Source organism: Paraburkholderia sp. Ac-20347 (genome assembly GCF_017104805.1).
GTDB lineage: Bacteria > Pseudomonadota > Gammaproteobacteria > Burkholderiales > Burkholderiaceae > Paraburkholderia > Paraburkholderia tropica.
The window spans coordinates 1-14012 of the sequence record NZ_JAAGPN010000211.1 but is presented as its reverse complement, the minus strand read 5'-3'; the positions used below and the strand labels follow the sequence as shown (position 1 = coordinate 14012).

Genomic DNA, 14012 nt, shown 5'->3' with positions numbered 1-14012 from the left:
CGCCGGCGGCGCCGCGAACGCGCCGAGCGCCCAGCCGCCTCAGCCTCACGCGACGCCCGGCATGCTGGCCGAGCCGCCCGAGCCCGCGCATCTGCACGAGCCGCTGAGTCCCGACGATCCGCTCGCGCCCGCACCCTTCAATCCGTACAAGGGCAATCGCGGCGTCACGCGCGCCTGGAAGGCGCTCAAGTATTCGATCAAGGGATTTCGCGCGGCTATCCGCGAAGAAAGCGCGTTTCGTCAGGAACTCACGCTCGCGGCCATCCTCGTGCCGATCGGCATCTTCGTGCCGGTCGACCCGGTCGAGCGCGTGCTGCTGCTCGGCTCGGTCATGCTGGTGCTGATCGTCGAGCTGCTCAATTCGAGTATCGAAAACGCCGTCGACCGCATCGGTCTCGAACGCAACGAACTCTCGGGCCGAGCCAAGGATCTGGGCAGCGCGGCGGTCACGGTCGCGCTCCTCACCTGCGTGATGACGTGGGGCTTGATCCTCGTGCCGCGCTTCGGCCCGTCGCTGCTGCACTGGCTGCAATCGCGCTGACTTCGGGGCCTGACTTCGGGCCGCTTTTGCGCTGACTTCACACTGACTTCGGACAGCCTCCGCGCCGACTCCGGACAGCCGCCGCACACGCCAGATACCGCTCGCCCTTGCGCGACGCGCGCGCGGCCTCTACGCTCCATTCTTTGCGGGTGCGTTTTGCGCCCCAAGCGTCGGTTTATAATCGAACGACAGTCTTAAAAAAGACCAACCGCGACCGGGCACATTACGCGACGCATCAGCGGCAGCGCCACGCCCGGCGCCGCACATTCAGGGCCGGACATGGAAGCCAAACCTCCCCGCCGTACACGCGAACGGATTCTTGAGTTGTCGTTGAAACTGTTCAACGAGATCGGCGAGCCGAACGTCACCACGACGACCATCGCCGAGGAAATGGAGATCAGTCCAGGCAACCTGTACTACCACTTCCGCAACAAAGACGACATCATCAACAGCATCTTCAGCCAGTTCGAGCAGGAGATCGAAAAGCGTCTGCGTTTCCCCGACGACCACCGCGCCACCATCGACGAGATGTGGGCGTATCTGCAGTACATGGTCGATTTCACCTGGCGCTACCGCTTCCTGTATCGCGACCTGAACGATCTGCTCGCGCGCAACCGCACGCTGGAGATGCACTTCAAGCAGATCATCAGCCACAAGGTGCACTTCGCGAAGCAGTTCTGCGAGCAGCTCGTGGAAGATGGCGACATGGTCGCCACCGCCGCCGAAATCGCCGTGATCTCGACCAACATCGGCGTGATCGCCACTTACTGGCTCTCGTACCAGTTCGTGATGAACCCGCGCAAATACAACGACCAGGAAGCGATCCGCGACGAACTCCACCAGGTGAGCGTGCAGATCGTGTCGCTGATGGCGCCGTATCTGCGCGGCCGCGCGAAGCAGCTTTTCGACGATCTCGTCTCGGGCAAGCTGCCCAAGCGCGAGTTCTACGATTACCTGCCGCCGCGCGACGGCGCGGGCGCGCCGACCGGCAAAGACAGCAAGGAAACTCGCGAATGAAAGCAGTCTGTGTGTATTGCGGCTCCTCGAACGGAGCCGATCCGAAATATGGCGACGCGGCGCGCGCGTTCGGCCGCGCGCTCGTCGCGGCGGACCTCGGTCTCGTCTACGGCGGTGGCAAGGTCGGCCTGATGGGCGTGATCGCCGACACGGTGATGGCCGAGGGCGGCCGCGCGATCGGGGTGATCCCCGAGCTGCTGGTGGACAAGGAAGTGGGCCACAACGGCCTGACCGAACTGCACGTCGTGCCCGACATGCACCACCGCAAGAAGATGATGGCCGATCTCTCCGACGGCTTCGTCGCGCTGCCCGGCGGCGCCGGCACGCTCGAAGAGCTGTTCGAGGTCTACACGTGGGCGCAGCTCGGCTATCACCACAAGCCGGTCGGTGTGCTCAACATCGACGGCTTCTACGATCCGCTCGTCGCGCTGCTTCAGCACACCGTGCGCGAAGGTTTCATGCGCGAGACCTACCTCGATCTGCTGCAGTTCGACAGCGATCCCACCGCGCTGATCGGCAAGCTCCAGCGCTATCACGCGCCCGCGAAGGACAAGTGGGCCGATCTGCGCGAGAACGTTTGAAGCGCGATTAGTGCGCGGTTGATGCGCGCTTGATGCACCACGGCGCGCGCCGCGCGCCTTCCCCAAGGAGACAAACCGATGGGCAAGGTCGTCCTGATCACGGGTGCGAGCCGCGGCATCGGCCGTGCGTGCGCGCGCTTGCTCGGCGCGCGCGGCTGGACCGTGGGCATCAACTATCTGCATAACGAACCCGCCGCCGAGGAAACCGCCGCCGAAGTGGGCCGCGCGGGCGGCCACGCGCGTCTCGTGCGCGGCGACGTGGCGAACGAAGCCGACGTGATCGCGATGTTCGACACGCTCGAACAAGCCTACGGACGCATCGACGCGCTCGTGAACAACGCGGGCATCGTCGCGCCGTCGAGCCAGGTGGCCGACATGGACGCCGCGCGTCTAAAACGCATGTTCGACGTGAACGTCTACGGCGCGTTTCTGTGCGCGCGCGAAGCGGCGCGGCGCATGTCGAAGGACCGTGGCGGCGACGGCGGCGCGATTGTGAACGTGTCGTCGGCAGCAGCGCGGCTCGGGTCGCCGAACGAGTACGTCGATTACGCGGCCTCGAAAGGCGCGATCGATACGATGACGCTCGGTCTCGCCAAGGAACTCGGGCCGCAAGGCGTTCGCGTGAACGCGGTGCGGCCCGGCCTCATCGACACGGAGATTCACGCGAGCGGCGGCCGTCCGGACCGCGCCGCCGTGCTCGGCGCGCAAACGCCGCTGGGCCGTCCCGGCAGCGCCGACGAAGTCGCGGAAACAATCGTCTGGCTGATGAGCGATGCCGCGTCCTACGTCACCGGCGCGCTGATCGACGTAAGCGGCGGCCGCTGATTTTCGCGGTGACTGCCGTTTAGAACGACGAGCCGGGTTCGCTCAGGAACGCGGTTTCGTCCTCGCTCGACGCGCGGCCCAGCAGCGCATTGCGATGCGGAAACCGCCCGAAGCGTTCGATCACGTTCGCGTGCTTCAACGCGTAATCGTAGTAATCCCCGCCTTCCCCGCCCTCTGCGCTCTTCGCCAGTTCGCCGAACAGACGCACCGACTCGCGCTGCGCCTCGGCGTTTTCCGCATGCTCGAACGGCAGATACGCGAACGCGCGATGCTGCGCCGTCGGCAGCTTGAGGTCGTCGCCGCGCGCCACCATTGCGCGCGCGATGCGCAGCGCGTGCGCGTCGGCGGCGAACGCGCGCGGCGTGCCGCGATGGCAGTTGCGGGAGAACTGATCGAGCACGACGATCAGCGCGAGTGCGCCTTCGGGCGTCACGCACCAGGCGTCGAGTTCGCCCGCGCACGCCGCGTCGAGCAGCGCGCCGAAGCGCTCGCGCAACTGCGCGTCGAACGCCTCGCGTTTACGAAACCAGATCTTGCGCGCGCGGCCGAAGTCGTCCGAATCCGGCGCGCCGAACCAGAAGTCCAGCACCTCGCGCGCACGCGGATCGAGCGACGTCATTCGACGAGTTCCAGCACGAGGCGGCGCGTGCGCGCACTTTTCTTTTCGAGCTTCGCCACGCGCAGCGCGCCGATTTCCCGCGTGTTGCGCACATGCGTGCCGCCGCACGGCTGAAGATCGACGCTCTCGATGCGCAGCAGGCGCACGCGCCCGAGGCCCATCGGCGGCTTCACGCTCATCGTGCGCACGAGTTCGGGGCGCTGCGCCATCGCTTCGTCGGTGATCCATTCGGTCGCCACCGCATGCGCGCCCGCGACGAGTTGCGCAAGCCTCGCCTCGACGTGCTCGCGCTCGATCGGTTCCACGGTCGCGAAGTCGAGCCGCGCGTACTCGCTCGTGATGCTGCAGCCGTCCACGGCGTACGGCAGCACCGCGCACATCAGATGGCTCGCCGTATGCAGCCGCATATGCCGATGGCGGCGCGCCCAGTCGATCTCGGCGCGCACGCGCATGCCCGCCGCGAGCCGCGCGAGCGCGGCGTCCTGGCCGGGCGCGGGAAGATGGAGCGCGTCGTCGGGCGTCGCGCCTTCGAATTTGGCCTTGCGGGTATCGGCGATCGCGATGCGCGTGCCGTCTTCGAGCACCAGCGCGCCGGTGTCGCCGGCCTGGCCGCCGCCGAGCGGATAGAACACGGTCTGGTCGAGCCGCACGCCGTCCTCGCCCACGGCCAGCACGGTGGCGTCGCAGTGCGTGAGATAGGCGTCGTCGCGAAAGAGCGCGCGCGTGGCGGAAGTCGTTGTCATGGGGAAGCGTCTCCTCGTCGTTCTGCGGGAGCCTCCATTATGGCGATGCGCGCGCTCTCGCAAAATACGCCTCGCGCGCGCCTCTACCGGACTGTATCGGCGCTCGCACCGGGCCAGCCGGGGAGCGCCGCGCGCGGCTCAACCCGGACGGTTGCGCATCCAGTCGGCGGTGTCGAAGAACGAATGCAGCAGGCGCTCGCGCAGCGGCTCGGCGAGGCCGATGTCCTGCATCGCCCACGCCATGCAGCGCAGCCACTGGTCGCGCTCCGACGACGCGATCGCGAACGGCAGATGGCGCGCGCGCAGACGCGGATGGCCAAAGCGCGAGACATAGTGGTCCGGGCCGCCCATCCAGCCGCACAGGAACCAGAAGGTCTTGTCGCGCGAGCCGTCGAGCGACTGCGGATGGAGCGCGCGGATGCCCGCGAATTCGGGCTCCAGGTCCATCAGGTCATAGAAACGGTCGACGAGTTCGCGCACGCGCGCCTCGCCGCCGACGAGTTCGAAGGCCGTGGGTTGCTGCGGCGCTTCGTCGGCTGGATCGGTCATACGGTTGATTCGGGTGGAGTCGACGCGTTTCGATACGCTTCGATATGAAAACGGGGACGGCAAGGCGCACGCGCGCCCGCAGGAAACGCCGATTTTCGCATAGCGAAGCGTACGTGGCCGGGCGGCGCTCAGTGCGACGCTCAGCGCGACACTCAGGACGCGCTCGCCCAGACGCGGTTCGTCTCGTCGATACTCAGCGCCACGCTTGTGCCGCGCGCGAGCGGCGCGTCGGCGCGCGCGATCACGAACGCGCCCGCCGCGGTGCGCACGGTCGCGAGATGCACGTCGCCCGTTCCCTGCGCGCCCACGCGATGGCGCACCACCGTGCTCTCCTCCACGACGCCATGCGGCGCGGCCTCGCTCACCCAGTCGGCGGCACCGCAATGCGGGCACCGATAACGCGCGGGAAACAGCGCCTGCGCGCAGACGCGGCAGCGTTCGATATGCAGCACTGTCGTCGTCATGCGTTCTCCTTGTCGAGCACGACCGCGTTCGCGCACATGCCGTATCGATACTGCACCATGCCGTAGCCGCTCGCGAGCGCGAGGCGCGCGTCCGCCACCTGACGCGCGCCCGCGAGTCCCTGCAACTGGCGGATCGTTTCGACGAGCCCGTGCATGCCGCCCGCCGCGCCCGCCTGCCCCGGCGAAAGCTGTCCGCCCGACGTATTGACCGCCAGCTCGCGCGACGCGATACGCGCGATCAGCGCACGCAGATCGCCGTCGGGCGCGAAGCCGAGATCGGCGAGCTGGATCAGGCTCATCACGGGATAGTCGTCGTAGACCGAAATCACGTCGATGTCGGCGGGCGTGGCGTTCGCCTGCTGCCAGAGCGTGTCGGCGAGCGTGGCGAGACCGGTTTGCAAGCCATCGGCCGCCTGATGATCGGTGTTGTAGCGGCATTGCAGCGCGCGCACGCGCAGCGGCGTGGGCGCGCCCGCTTGCGTGCGCCGCGCCGCGAGATCCGCGCGCGCCACCACCACGGCGTTCGCGCCGCACACAACCGGCACGCAATCGAAACGCCCGAGCGGGTCCGCGACGCGCGGCGCGTTCAGATAATCGTCGAGCGTGAGCGGCGTGCGATACACCGCGTCCGGATTGAGCGCCGCCCATGCGCGCTGCGCCACACACAGCGCGCCGTAATCGCGCGCGTCGAGCCCGTGCGCGCGCGCATGACGCTGCGTCAGCATCGCAAACAGGCTGTTCGGCCCACCGTTCTCGAGCGGGCGCAGATACGTGCGCGTCGTGAGGTTGTAGTGCTCGACCAGCTGACGAAAATCGGCGGCCTCGAAGCGGTCGCCCGAGAGCAGCACGATCACGTTCGCGTCGCCGTGCTGGATCGCGCGGATCGCGTGCTGCAGCAGATTGATCGCGCTCGCGCCGCCGTGACAGTCGTCGATGCACCAGCGCGGACTCAGGCCGAGCCGCCACGCCATGTCGATCGCGTGATCGGGCGCGAGCGTGAACGACGCCACGCCGAGCCCGTCCACCTCGCGCGCCGAAAAGCCCGACTGCGCGAGCGCCGCGTCGAACGCCTGCGCGAGCAGATCGCCCGTACTGTGCTCCGGCGCCTGCCGCCGATATGGCACTTCCACGCCGCAGACGAGCGCGGCGCCTTCGAAATCCGCCTCCATCGATCCTCCTGTTTTGGCCCCGGTCGCGTTCGTCTTGACAGCCGGTTTTTTTCATTATCCAATAAAACACATGAATTTTCATATTTTCGAATCTAAAGGGTTTACGCCTAATTGCGCCGACCCGGGAATCGAAAACCGGAATTTCGCCGACAAAAAACTCGCCGCCTCTCGCGGCGGGCAGGAGACGCCCCATGACACGCAGTCCGTTCTCTCGACGCGCCGCCGCGCAAGGAGCCTCGACATGAGCGCCGCGCCCATCCCTCAGGATGTCGAATTACTCGATGTCATCGTCGAAGCCGTGGAGCCGCTCACCGGACACGTCACCGCGTTCCGCCTGCGCGCCGCCAACGGCCACGCGCTGCCCGCGTATAGCGCGGGCGCGCATCTGCGCGTGCAGGTGCAGGCGCACGACGGCACCGCCTGGAACGCCTATTCGCTGATCGATTTCGAACCCGCCGCCGCGCCCGCGCATTACCTGATTGCCGTGCGCCGCGAAGACGACGGCGCAGGCGGCTCGCTTTGGATGCACACGCAGGTCCGTGCAGGCGACACGCTGCGTATCGCCGCGCCCGTCAACGCCTTCGCGCTCGACAGCACGTCCGAAGGCTGCGCCGACGCCGTGCTGATCGCGGGCGGCATCGGCATCACGCCGATCGCGTCGATGGCCACGGAACTCGCGTCGCGCGGGCATCGCTACGCGCTGCACTACACGGGCCGCTCGATCGCGCAACTCGCCTTCGTCGACGCGCTGCGCACGCTCGCGGGCGACGCACTGCATCTCTACGGCGACGACGCCGGCGACGCCGCGCAGCGCTTCGATCTCGCCCGCCTGCTCGCCTCGCTCACGCCGGGCCAGCCGCTCTACGTGTGCGGCCCGCAAGGTCTGATCGACGCCACGATCGCGCAGGCGACGTCGCGAGGCTGGCCGCGCGAGCGCATCCGCTCCGAGTTGTTCGCCGCCACCGCGCCCAAATCCGGCGACGCGGGTTTCGAAGTCGAGTTGCGCCAGTCGGGCATGACGCTGAGCGTCGCGCCCGCGCAATCGATCCTCGACGCGATGCTCGACGCCGGACTCGATCCGCTCTACGACTGCAAGCGCGGCGAATGCGGCGTCTGCCAGGTCGGCGTGATCGAAGGCGACGTCGATCACCGCGATTACTGCCTGAGCGACGCCGAAAAACGCGCGGGCAAGGTCATGCACATCTGCGTCTCGCGCGCTTGTGCTTCGCGCCTCGTCATCGACGCCTGAAACGCGTCTCGTCACCGCTCACGCCAAGGAGCCCCGCATGCCCCGTTATCGCGAAGACGCCGCAGCGCTCGCCGCGCTCGTCGAACCCGATCAGGTTCATCGCGACGTCTATCTGGATCAGGAAGTCTTCGACCTCGAAATGGAGCGGCTCTTCAGCCGCACGTGGGTCTATCTCGGCCACACGAGCCAGGTGCCCAATGCGGGCGACTACGTGAGCGTCGACATCGCGCGCCAGCCGCTCGTGATGGTGCGCGAGGCCAACGGCAGCGTGCGCGTGCTGATGAACCGCTGCGCGCACAAGGGCGCGAAACTCGTCAGCGCGCCGAGCGGCAACACCGGCAAATTCTTCCGCTGCCCGTATCACGCGTGGACCTATAAAACTGATGGCAAGCCGCTCGCGATTCCGCTGAAGAACGGCTACGAAGGCACGCGGCTTTCCGAATGTCCGTCGGGACACGGTCTCAAGGCGGTCACGAACGTCGAGATCTATCGCGGCTTCGTGTTCGTGCGTCTCGCCGACGAAGGCCCGACGTTCAGCGAGTATTTCGGCGCGTCGCTGTCGTCGATCGACAACATGGCCGACCGCTCGCCCGAAGGCGAACTCGAAATCGCGGGCGGCTGCCTGCGCTACGTGCACAACTGCAACTGGAAGATGTTCGTCGAGAACCTGAACGACACGATGCATCCGATGGTGGCGCACGAGTCGTCGGCCGGCACGGCGAAGAAACTCTGGGAAGGCAAATCCGCCGACGAACCCAAGCCGATGGCGATCGAGCAGTTCGTGCCTTTCGTCTCCGATTACGGCTTTTTCGACGGCATGGGCGTGCGCGTGTTCGAGCACGGCCACAGCTACACGGGCGTGAACTTCTCGATTCATTCGAGCTACGCCGCCGTGCCCGAATACGAGCAGCAACTGATCGCCGCGTGGGGCGAGGAGAAGGCGAAACAGGTGCTCGGCACCGCGCGCCACAACACGGTCTATTACCCGAACCTCACGATCAAGGGCGCGATTCAGGCGATCCGCGTCGTGCGCCCGATCGCGCCCGACAAGACGGTGATCGAATCGTGGACCTTTCGCCTCAAGGGCGCGCCCGACGCGCTGCTGCAACGCACGCTCACCTATTCGCGGCTGATCAATTCGCCGATGTCGGTCGTGGGCCACGACGATCTGCATGCGTATCGCGCGATCCAGGAAGGACTCGCGGCCAACGGCAACGACTGGGTGAGTCTGCATCGCGACTATCGCGCGGACGAAGCGCACGCCGCCGATCTCACCGTGAACGGCACGAGCGAAATTTCGATGCGCAACCAGTTCCGCGCCTGGGCGCGGCATATGGCGCCACAAACCCAGCAGCAGCAACCGCACGAAACCGGAACCGCGCGATGACCCACGCCCACGATCCCGCCCTGCGCGACACGCTCGCCGACTTCGTCTATCGCGAGGCGCGCCTCATCGACGACAAGCAGTTCGACGCCTGGTACACGCTGTTCGCCGACGACGGCCTCTACTGGATACCGCTCGCGCACGGCCAGCAAGACGGCCTCAATCACGCCTCGCTGATGTACGAGGACCGGCTGCTGCTCAAGCTGCGCATCGAACGCCTCAAGCAGCCGCGCGCGTTTTCGCAGCAACCCGAGAGCCGTTGCCAGCACGTCATGCAGCGCCCCGAAATCGAATCCGCCGACGCCGGCGGCTATCGCCTGCGCACGCCGTTCTTCTATGCCGAAGCGCGCGGCGACGAGCAACTGGTGTTCACGGGCATCGTGCGCCATCACGTCGTCGAGCAGGACGGCGCGCTGCGCATCCGCGAAAAGCGCATCGATCTGCTCAACTGCGACGCGGCGCTGCCGTCCGTGCAACTGTTCCTGTGAGGCGCGCGATGATTTCACCCGATACGCCCCATCATGCCAACTCCGACGCCAGCGTCTACGCGGCCTTCGCCGCCAGCGCCGCGCGCTGGCCCGATCACGACTTCCTCGTCGTGCTGCCCGAAACCGCCGCGATCTACGGCATCGACGCGCAAACGCTGCGCTACGGCGAAGCGCTCGCACGCGTCGACGCGCTCGCCGCGCGCTATCGCGAAGCCGGTTTCGGCAGCGGTCATCGCGCGGGCCTGATGCTCGAAAACCGGCCCGCGTTTTTCCTGCACTGGTTCGCGCTCAATGCGCTCGGCGTCTCGGTCGTGCCGCTCTCGACCGAACTGCGCGCCGCCGAACTCGAATACATCGCGGGCCACAGCGAACTCGATCTCGCCATCGCACCTGCCGCGCGTCATGCCGATCTGCACGCGGCGGCGCGCGCCGCGCAACGCAACGTCTCGATCTGCGAAGCCGACGGCATGACGGACGGCGCGACGCTCACGCGCGCCGCCACACCCGCCCGCGCCGACACGCCCGACGCCGACACCGAATGCGCCCTGCTCTACACCTCGGGCACGACGGGCCGCCCGAAAGCCTGCGTGCTGCCCAACGCGTATTTCCTGCTCGCGGGCGAGTGGTACAACCGCATCGGCGGCTTGTGCGCGCTGCGTCCCGGCGTCGAGCGCCTCGTCACGCCGCTGCCGATGACGCACATGAACGCGATGGCCTACTCGACCATGGCGATGATCCTCGCGGGCGGCGCGATCGTCCCGCTCGACCGCTTTCATCCGCGCACCTGGTGGGCCAGCGTGCGCGCCGCTCGCGCGAGCGTCGTCCACTATCTCGGCGTGATGCCCGCGATGCTGCTCGGCGCGCCCGCCAGCGCGCAGGACCGCGAGCATTCGGTGCGCTTCGGCTTCGGCGCGGGCGTCGATAAAACGCTGCACGCGCCGTTCGAAACGCGCTTCGGCATGCCCTTGCTCGAAGCCTGGGCGATGACCGAAACGGGCGCGGGCGCCGTGGTGATCGCCAATCGCGAGCCGCGTCAGGTGGGCCAGTCGTGCTTCGGCCAGCCCGAAGCGGCGCTCGACGTGCGCATCGTCGGCGACGATGGACGCGACGTCGGCGTCGACACGCCCGGCGAACTGCTCGTGCGTGCGCGCGGCGAGCATCCGCGCCGCGGCTTCTTTCGCGAATATCTCAAGGATCCCGAAGCCACCGCCGCCGCGTGGGAAGGCGGCTGGTTCCATACCGGCGACATCGTCAGGCAGGACGCGCAAGGCCGGCTCTATTTCGTCGATCGCAAGAAGAACGTGATCCGGCGCAGCGGCGAGAACATTTCGGCGGTCGAAGTCGAGAGCGTGCTGCGCAAGCATCCGTGCGTGGCCGATGTTGCCGTGGCCGCGACGCCCGATGCCGTGCGCGGCGACGAAGTGCTCGCCTGCGTCATCGCGCACGAACCGCTCGCCGATGCCGCCGCTGCGCCACTCGCCGCCGAACTCGCGCAACTGTGTCTCGCGCAACTCGCCTATTTCAAGGCGCCCGGTTACGTCGCGTTCGTCGATGCGCTGCCGCTCACCGGCACGCAGAAGGTGCAACGCGCCGCGCTCAAGGAACTCGCGCGCACGTTGCCCGGCACCGCGCGCTGCATCGACACGCGCGCCCTGAAAAAACGCCAGGACTGATATGACCGACTCCACCCGCCAGCCATCCGCCGCGCCGCGCACCGCCCTCGTCACCGGCGGCAACGCGGGCATTGGCCGCGCCATCGTCGAGCATCTGCTCGAAGCGAACTACGAGGTGATCTCGCTCGATCTGCGCGCCGACGCGCCGGCCCACGCGCGCCTGCATACTGTCGAAGTCGATCTCTGCGACGCCGCCGCCACGCGCGCCGCCGCCGCCGAGGTCGTCGCGCGCCATGCGCCCACGACGCTCGTGCACAACGCGGGCGTGATCCGCGCGGCGCTGCTGCCCGAGGTCACGCACGACGACGTGATCGCGCTCGCGAATCTGCATCTCGATGCGCCCATCGCGCTCGCCCAGGCGATGCTGCCCGCGATGCGCGCGCAGCATTTCGGGCGGCTCGTGCTGATCTCGTCGCGCGCGGCGCTCGGGCTCGCCACCCGCACCGCGTATTCGGCGACCAAGGCGGGCATGCTCGGGCTCGTGCGCACATGGGCGCTCGAACTCGGGCCGCTCGGCGTGACCGCGAACGCCATCGCACCCGGCCCCGTGCAGACCGACATGTTCCATGCGGTCGTGCCCGCCGACAGCCCCAAGGTCGCGCAGATCGCGGCGGGCATTCCGGTCGGCCGTCTCGGCCAGCCCGACGACATCGCGCGCGCCGCGATGTTCTTCGCGGCGCCGGAAAACGGCTTCGTCACGGGACAGACGCTTTATGTGTGCGGCGGCACGAGCACGGGCAGTCTTGCGCTTTAACAGCGCTTGCGGGGAAATGCGTTACTTCGCGTGCTGCTCGATCAACTGACGCAGCATCTCGACGAACAGCTTCGCCGACTCGGGCGGAAACGGCAGCAGCACCGACGCCTCGTGTTCCAGCGCCAGCGCGATCAACTCCGCCGCGAGCGCGCGGCCCTGCGGCGTGAGCGCGACGAGCGTGCGGCGGCGGCTCTGCGGATCGTCCTGACGCGCGACCATGCCCGCCGCTTCCATGCGGTCGATCAGCTTGCTCACGGTCGGCTGCTTGGCGAGGATCAGGCGGCCGAGATCGCCCATCGGCAAGGGGCCGTCGGACAGACAGGCGAGCACGCGCCATTGCAGCGCCGGAATCTTCTTGCGCGCGAGCGTGGCGTGGAATTCGTCGGAGATGAGCGCGCTCGCGCGCGCGAGCAGCGCGGCGAGATAGGTGTCGAGAAAGCGCATTGGCGTGCCTTTCTCAGTGGATGCGCTTGATTCTGTCGAGTCGGTGGTCATGGTGTCGGTGTGAGCAGCACCGGCATCCTATAACGGAATGCGCGCGTACGACACCCGCCCAAAGCAAGCGCCGCCGCGCACGTCCGCTTCGCGTGTCGAACGTCAAGCGTCGCGCAGCGACTGCAAGGCGGGCCGCGCCAGCACGTGACGCAGACTGACCCAGCCGCCCACGCCCGCGCACACCACGCCCGCCGCAACGCCTGCGGGCACGAGCCACGGATCGAACGCGAGATAGAAGTCGAACACGCGCGTGGCCAGCACGTAGCCCACGGCCTGCGCGCCGAGCGCCGCCATCAGCCCGGCCAGTGCGCCCACGGCGACGAACTCCGCGATCTGCACCGACCTCACCTGCCGATGCGACGCGCCCAGCGCGCGCAGCAGCGCCGACTCGCGCATGCGTTCGTCGCGCGTGCCCGCGAGCGCCGCGTACAACACCAGCACACCCGCCGCGAGCGTGAAGATAAAGAGGAACTGCACCGCGCCAATCACCTGCTCCAGCACGCGCTGGATCTGCGCGAGGATCGGCCCGACGTCGATGGCCGTCACGTTCGGATACTTCGCGACCAGCCCGTCGACCACATTACGCTGCGCGTCGGGCAGATGGAAACTCGTGATGAACGTGGCCGGGAAATCGTGCAGCAACGCAGGCGGCATCAGCACGAAGAAGTTGACCTTGAACGAGCCCCAGTCGAGCTTGCGCAGACTCGTCACGGGCGCGGTCACTTCGAGGCCGGTCACGTCGAAAGTCAGCACGTCGCCGGGCTTCACGTTGAGGATTTTCGCGAGTCCCTGCTCGATCGACAGTTGCGGCGCACTCGTCTCGCCGTACCACTGGCCGGCTTCGATGCGGTTGTCGTCGGGCAGCTGCGTCGTGTACGAGAGATTGAATTCGCGGTCGACGAGACGGCGCGCATCCTCGCTCTTGTACTGCTCGGGATCGACCGGCTTGCCGTTGATGCTGATGAGGCGGCCGCGCACCATCGGCTCCAGATCGGGACTCGCGACGCCGTGCTGCGAAAGCCAGGCGGCCACCGCGTCGCGCTGGTCGGGCTGGATGTCGATGAGGAATTCGTTGGGCGCGTCGGGCGGCGTCGATTTGCGCCAGCCTTCGATCAGGTCGTTGCGCGTCATGGCGATCAGCAGCAGACACATCAGCCCGATGGCGAGCGAGGTGATCTGCAGCGCGCTCGCGCCGGGCCGCCGTTCGAGCGACGCCAGCGCATAGCGCCAGCCCACGCCCGCGCGCGCTTCCAGCCCGTTGCGCTGACTGCGCGCGAGACGCGCCGCGCTCCACAGCGCGAGACGCGCGAGCCCCGCGAATACGAGCAGGCCGAGCGCGAAACCACCGGCGACGATGCCGCCGAGCTTCAGTTCGCCCGCCGCGATCACGAGCAGGCCCGCGAACAGCGCGATGCCCACCGCGTACGCAGCCCACGCCGTGCGGCTTTCCTCGCCCCATTG

General features: G+C 67.7%; 16 protein-coding genes. 9 read left to right on the top strand and 7 right to left on the bottom strand.

What is annotated here, in order from left to right; translation table 11 throughout:
- The 4 genes from G3N97_RS28905 to G3N97_RS28890 all read left to right on the top strand — a co-directional run.
- On the top strand, positions 1–541 hold a 541-nt coding region (locus G3N97_RS28905), incomplete at its 5' end, for a diacylglycerol kinase (RefSeq protein WP_346778137.1).
- Positions 542–820: 279 nt separating this feature from the next.
- A complete protein-coding gene (locus G3N97_RS28900) occupies positions 821–1558 on the top strand; it encodes a TetR/AcrR family transcriptional regulator (protein ID WP_065064536.1) in 738 nt (245 codons plus the stop codon).
- Positions 1555–2139, top strand: a complete 585-nt coding sequence (locus G3N97_RS28895) for a TIGR00730 family Rossman fold protein (RefSeq protein WP_205996388.1) — start codon at positions 1555–1557, stop codon at positions 2137–2139. Before G3N97_RS28900 ends, G3N97_RS28895 begins: the two co-directional genes overlap by 4 nt.
- A 78-nt stretch (positions 2140–2217) precedes the next feature.
- Positions 2218–2964: an SDR family oxidoreductase gene (locus G3N97_RS28890; RefSeq protein ID WP_205996387.1), complete on the top strand. Its 747-nt coding sequence runs from the start codon at positions 2218–2220 to the stop codon at positions 2962–2964.
- 19 nt (positions 2965–2983) lie between these two features.
- Here G3N97_RS28890 and G3N97_RS28885 read toward each other — a convergent pair whose 3' ends face one another.
- The 5 genes from G3N97_RS28885 to G3N97_RS28865 form a co-directional block, all read right to left on the bottom strand.
- Positions 2984–3583, bottom strand: coding sequence for a DUF924 family protein (locus G3N97_RS28885; RefSeq protein ID WP_205996386.1), 600 nt, complete (start codon positions 3581–3583; stop codon positions 2984–2986).
- Positions 3580–4326, bottom strand: a complete 747-nt coding sequence (locus tag G3N97_RS28880; protein WP_205996385.1) for an alanyl-tRNA editing protein — start codon at positions 4324–4326, stop codon at positions 3580–3582. Before G3N97_RS28880 ends, G3N97_RS28885 begins: the two co-directional genes overlap by 4 nt.
- A gap of 138 nt (positions 4327–4464) precedes the next feature.
- Positions 4465–4875: a group II truncated hemoglobin gene (locus G3N97_RS28875; protein ID WP_065064526.1), complete on the bottom strand. Its 411-nt coding sequence runs from the start codon at positions 4873–4875 to the stop codon at positions 4465–4467.
- 152 nt (positions 4876–5027) lie between these two features.
- A complete protein-coding gene (locus tag G3N97_RS28870) occupies positions 5028–5339 on the bottom strand; it encodes a zinc ribbon domain-containing protein (protein WP_205996384.1) in 312 nt (103 codons plus the stop codon).
- Complete coding sequence (locus G3N97_RS28865) at positions 5336–6508, bottom strand: thiolase family protein (protein ID WP_205996383.1); 1173 nt, start codon at positions 6506–6508, stop codon at positions 5336–5338. The genes G3N97_RS28870 and G3N97_RS28865 overlap by 4 nt, the downstream gene beginning before the upstream one ends.
- Before the next feature lie 241 nt (positions 6509–6749).
- Here G3N97_RS28865 and G3N97_RS28860 point away from each other — a divergent pair, with 241 nt between their 5' ends.
- The 5 genes from G3N97_RS28860 to G3N97_RS28840 are packed head-to-tail and all read left to right on the top strand — an operon-like array spanning position 6750 to position 12056.
- Positions 6750–7757: a PDR/VanB family oxidoreductase gene (locus G3N97_RS28860; protein ID WP_205996382.1), complete on the top strand. Its 1008-nt coding sequence runs from the start codon at positions 6750–6752 to the stop codon at positions 7755–7757.
- 37 nt (positions 7758–7794) lie between these two features.
- A complete protein-coding gene (locus G3N97_RS28855; protein ID WP_205996381.1) occupies positions 7795–9144 on the top strand; it encodes an aromatic ring-hydroxylating dioxygenase subunit alpha in 1350 nt (449 codons plus the stop codon).
- Positions 9141–9629, top strand: a complete 489-nt coding sequence (locus G3N97_RS28850; RefSeq protein WP_205996380.1) for an aromatic-ring-hydroxylating dioxygenase subunit beta — start codon at positions 9141–9143, stop codon at positions 9627–9629. Before G3N97_RS28855 ends, G3N97_RS28850 begins: the two co-directional genes overlap by 4 nt.
- An 8-nt stretch (positions 9630–9637) precedes the next feature.
- Positions 9638–11302 carry an AMP-binding protein gene (locus tag G3N97_RS28845; RefSeq protein WP_205996379.1) on the top strand — a complete coding sequence of 555 codons (1665 nt, stop codon included), beginning with the start codon at positions 9638–9640 and terminating at the stop codon, positions 11300–11302.
- A 1-nt stretch (position 11303) separates the two neighbouring features.
- Positions 11304–12056, top strand: a complete 753-nt coding sequence (locus G3N97_RS28840; RefSeq protein WP_205996378.1) for an SDR family oxidoreductase — start codon at positions 11304–11306, stop codon at positions 12054–12056.
- 21 nt (positions 12057–12077) lie between these two features.
- Here the strand turns inward: G3N97_RS28840 and G3N97_RS28835 are convergent, their stop codons facing one another.
- Together G3N97_RS28835 and G3N97_RS28830 are read right to left on the bottom strand one after the other, a co-directional pair.
- On the bottom strand, positions 12078–12500 hold the full coding sequence (locus G3N97_RS28835; RefSeq protein ID WP_167371416.1) for a MarR family transcriptional regulator: 423 nt from the start codon (positions 12498–12500) through the stop codon (positions 12078–12080).
- 153 nt (positions 12501–12653) lie between these two features.
- Positions 12654–14012, bottom strand: a 1359-nt coding sequence (locus G3N97_RS28830; RefSeq protein ID WP_346778136.1) for an FtsX-like permease family protein, incomplete at its 5' end; no start/stop codon positions are given.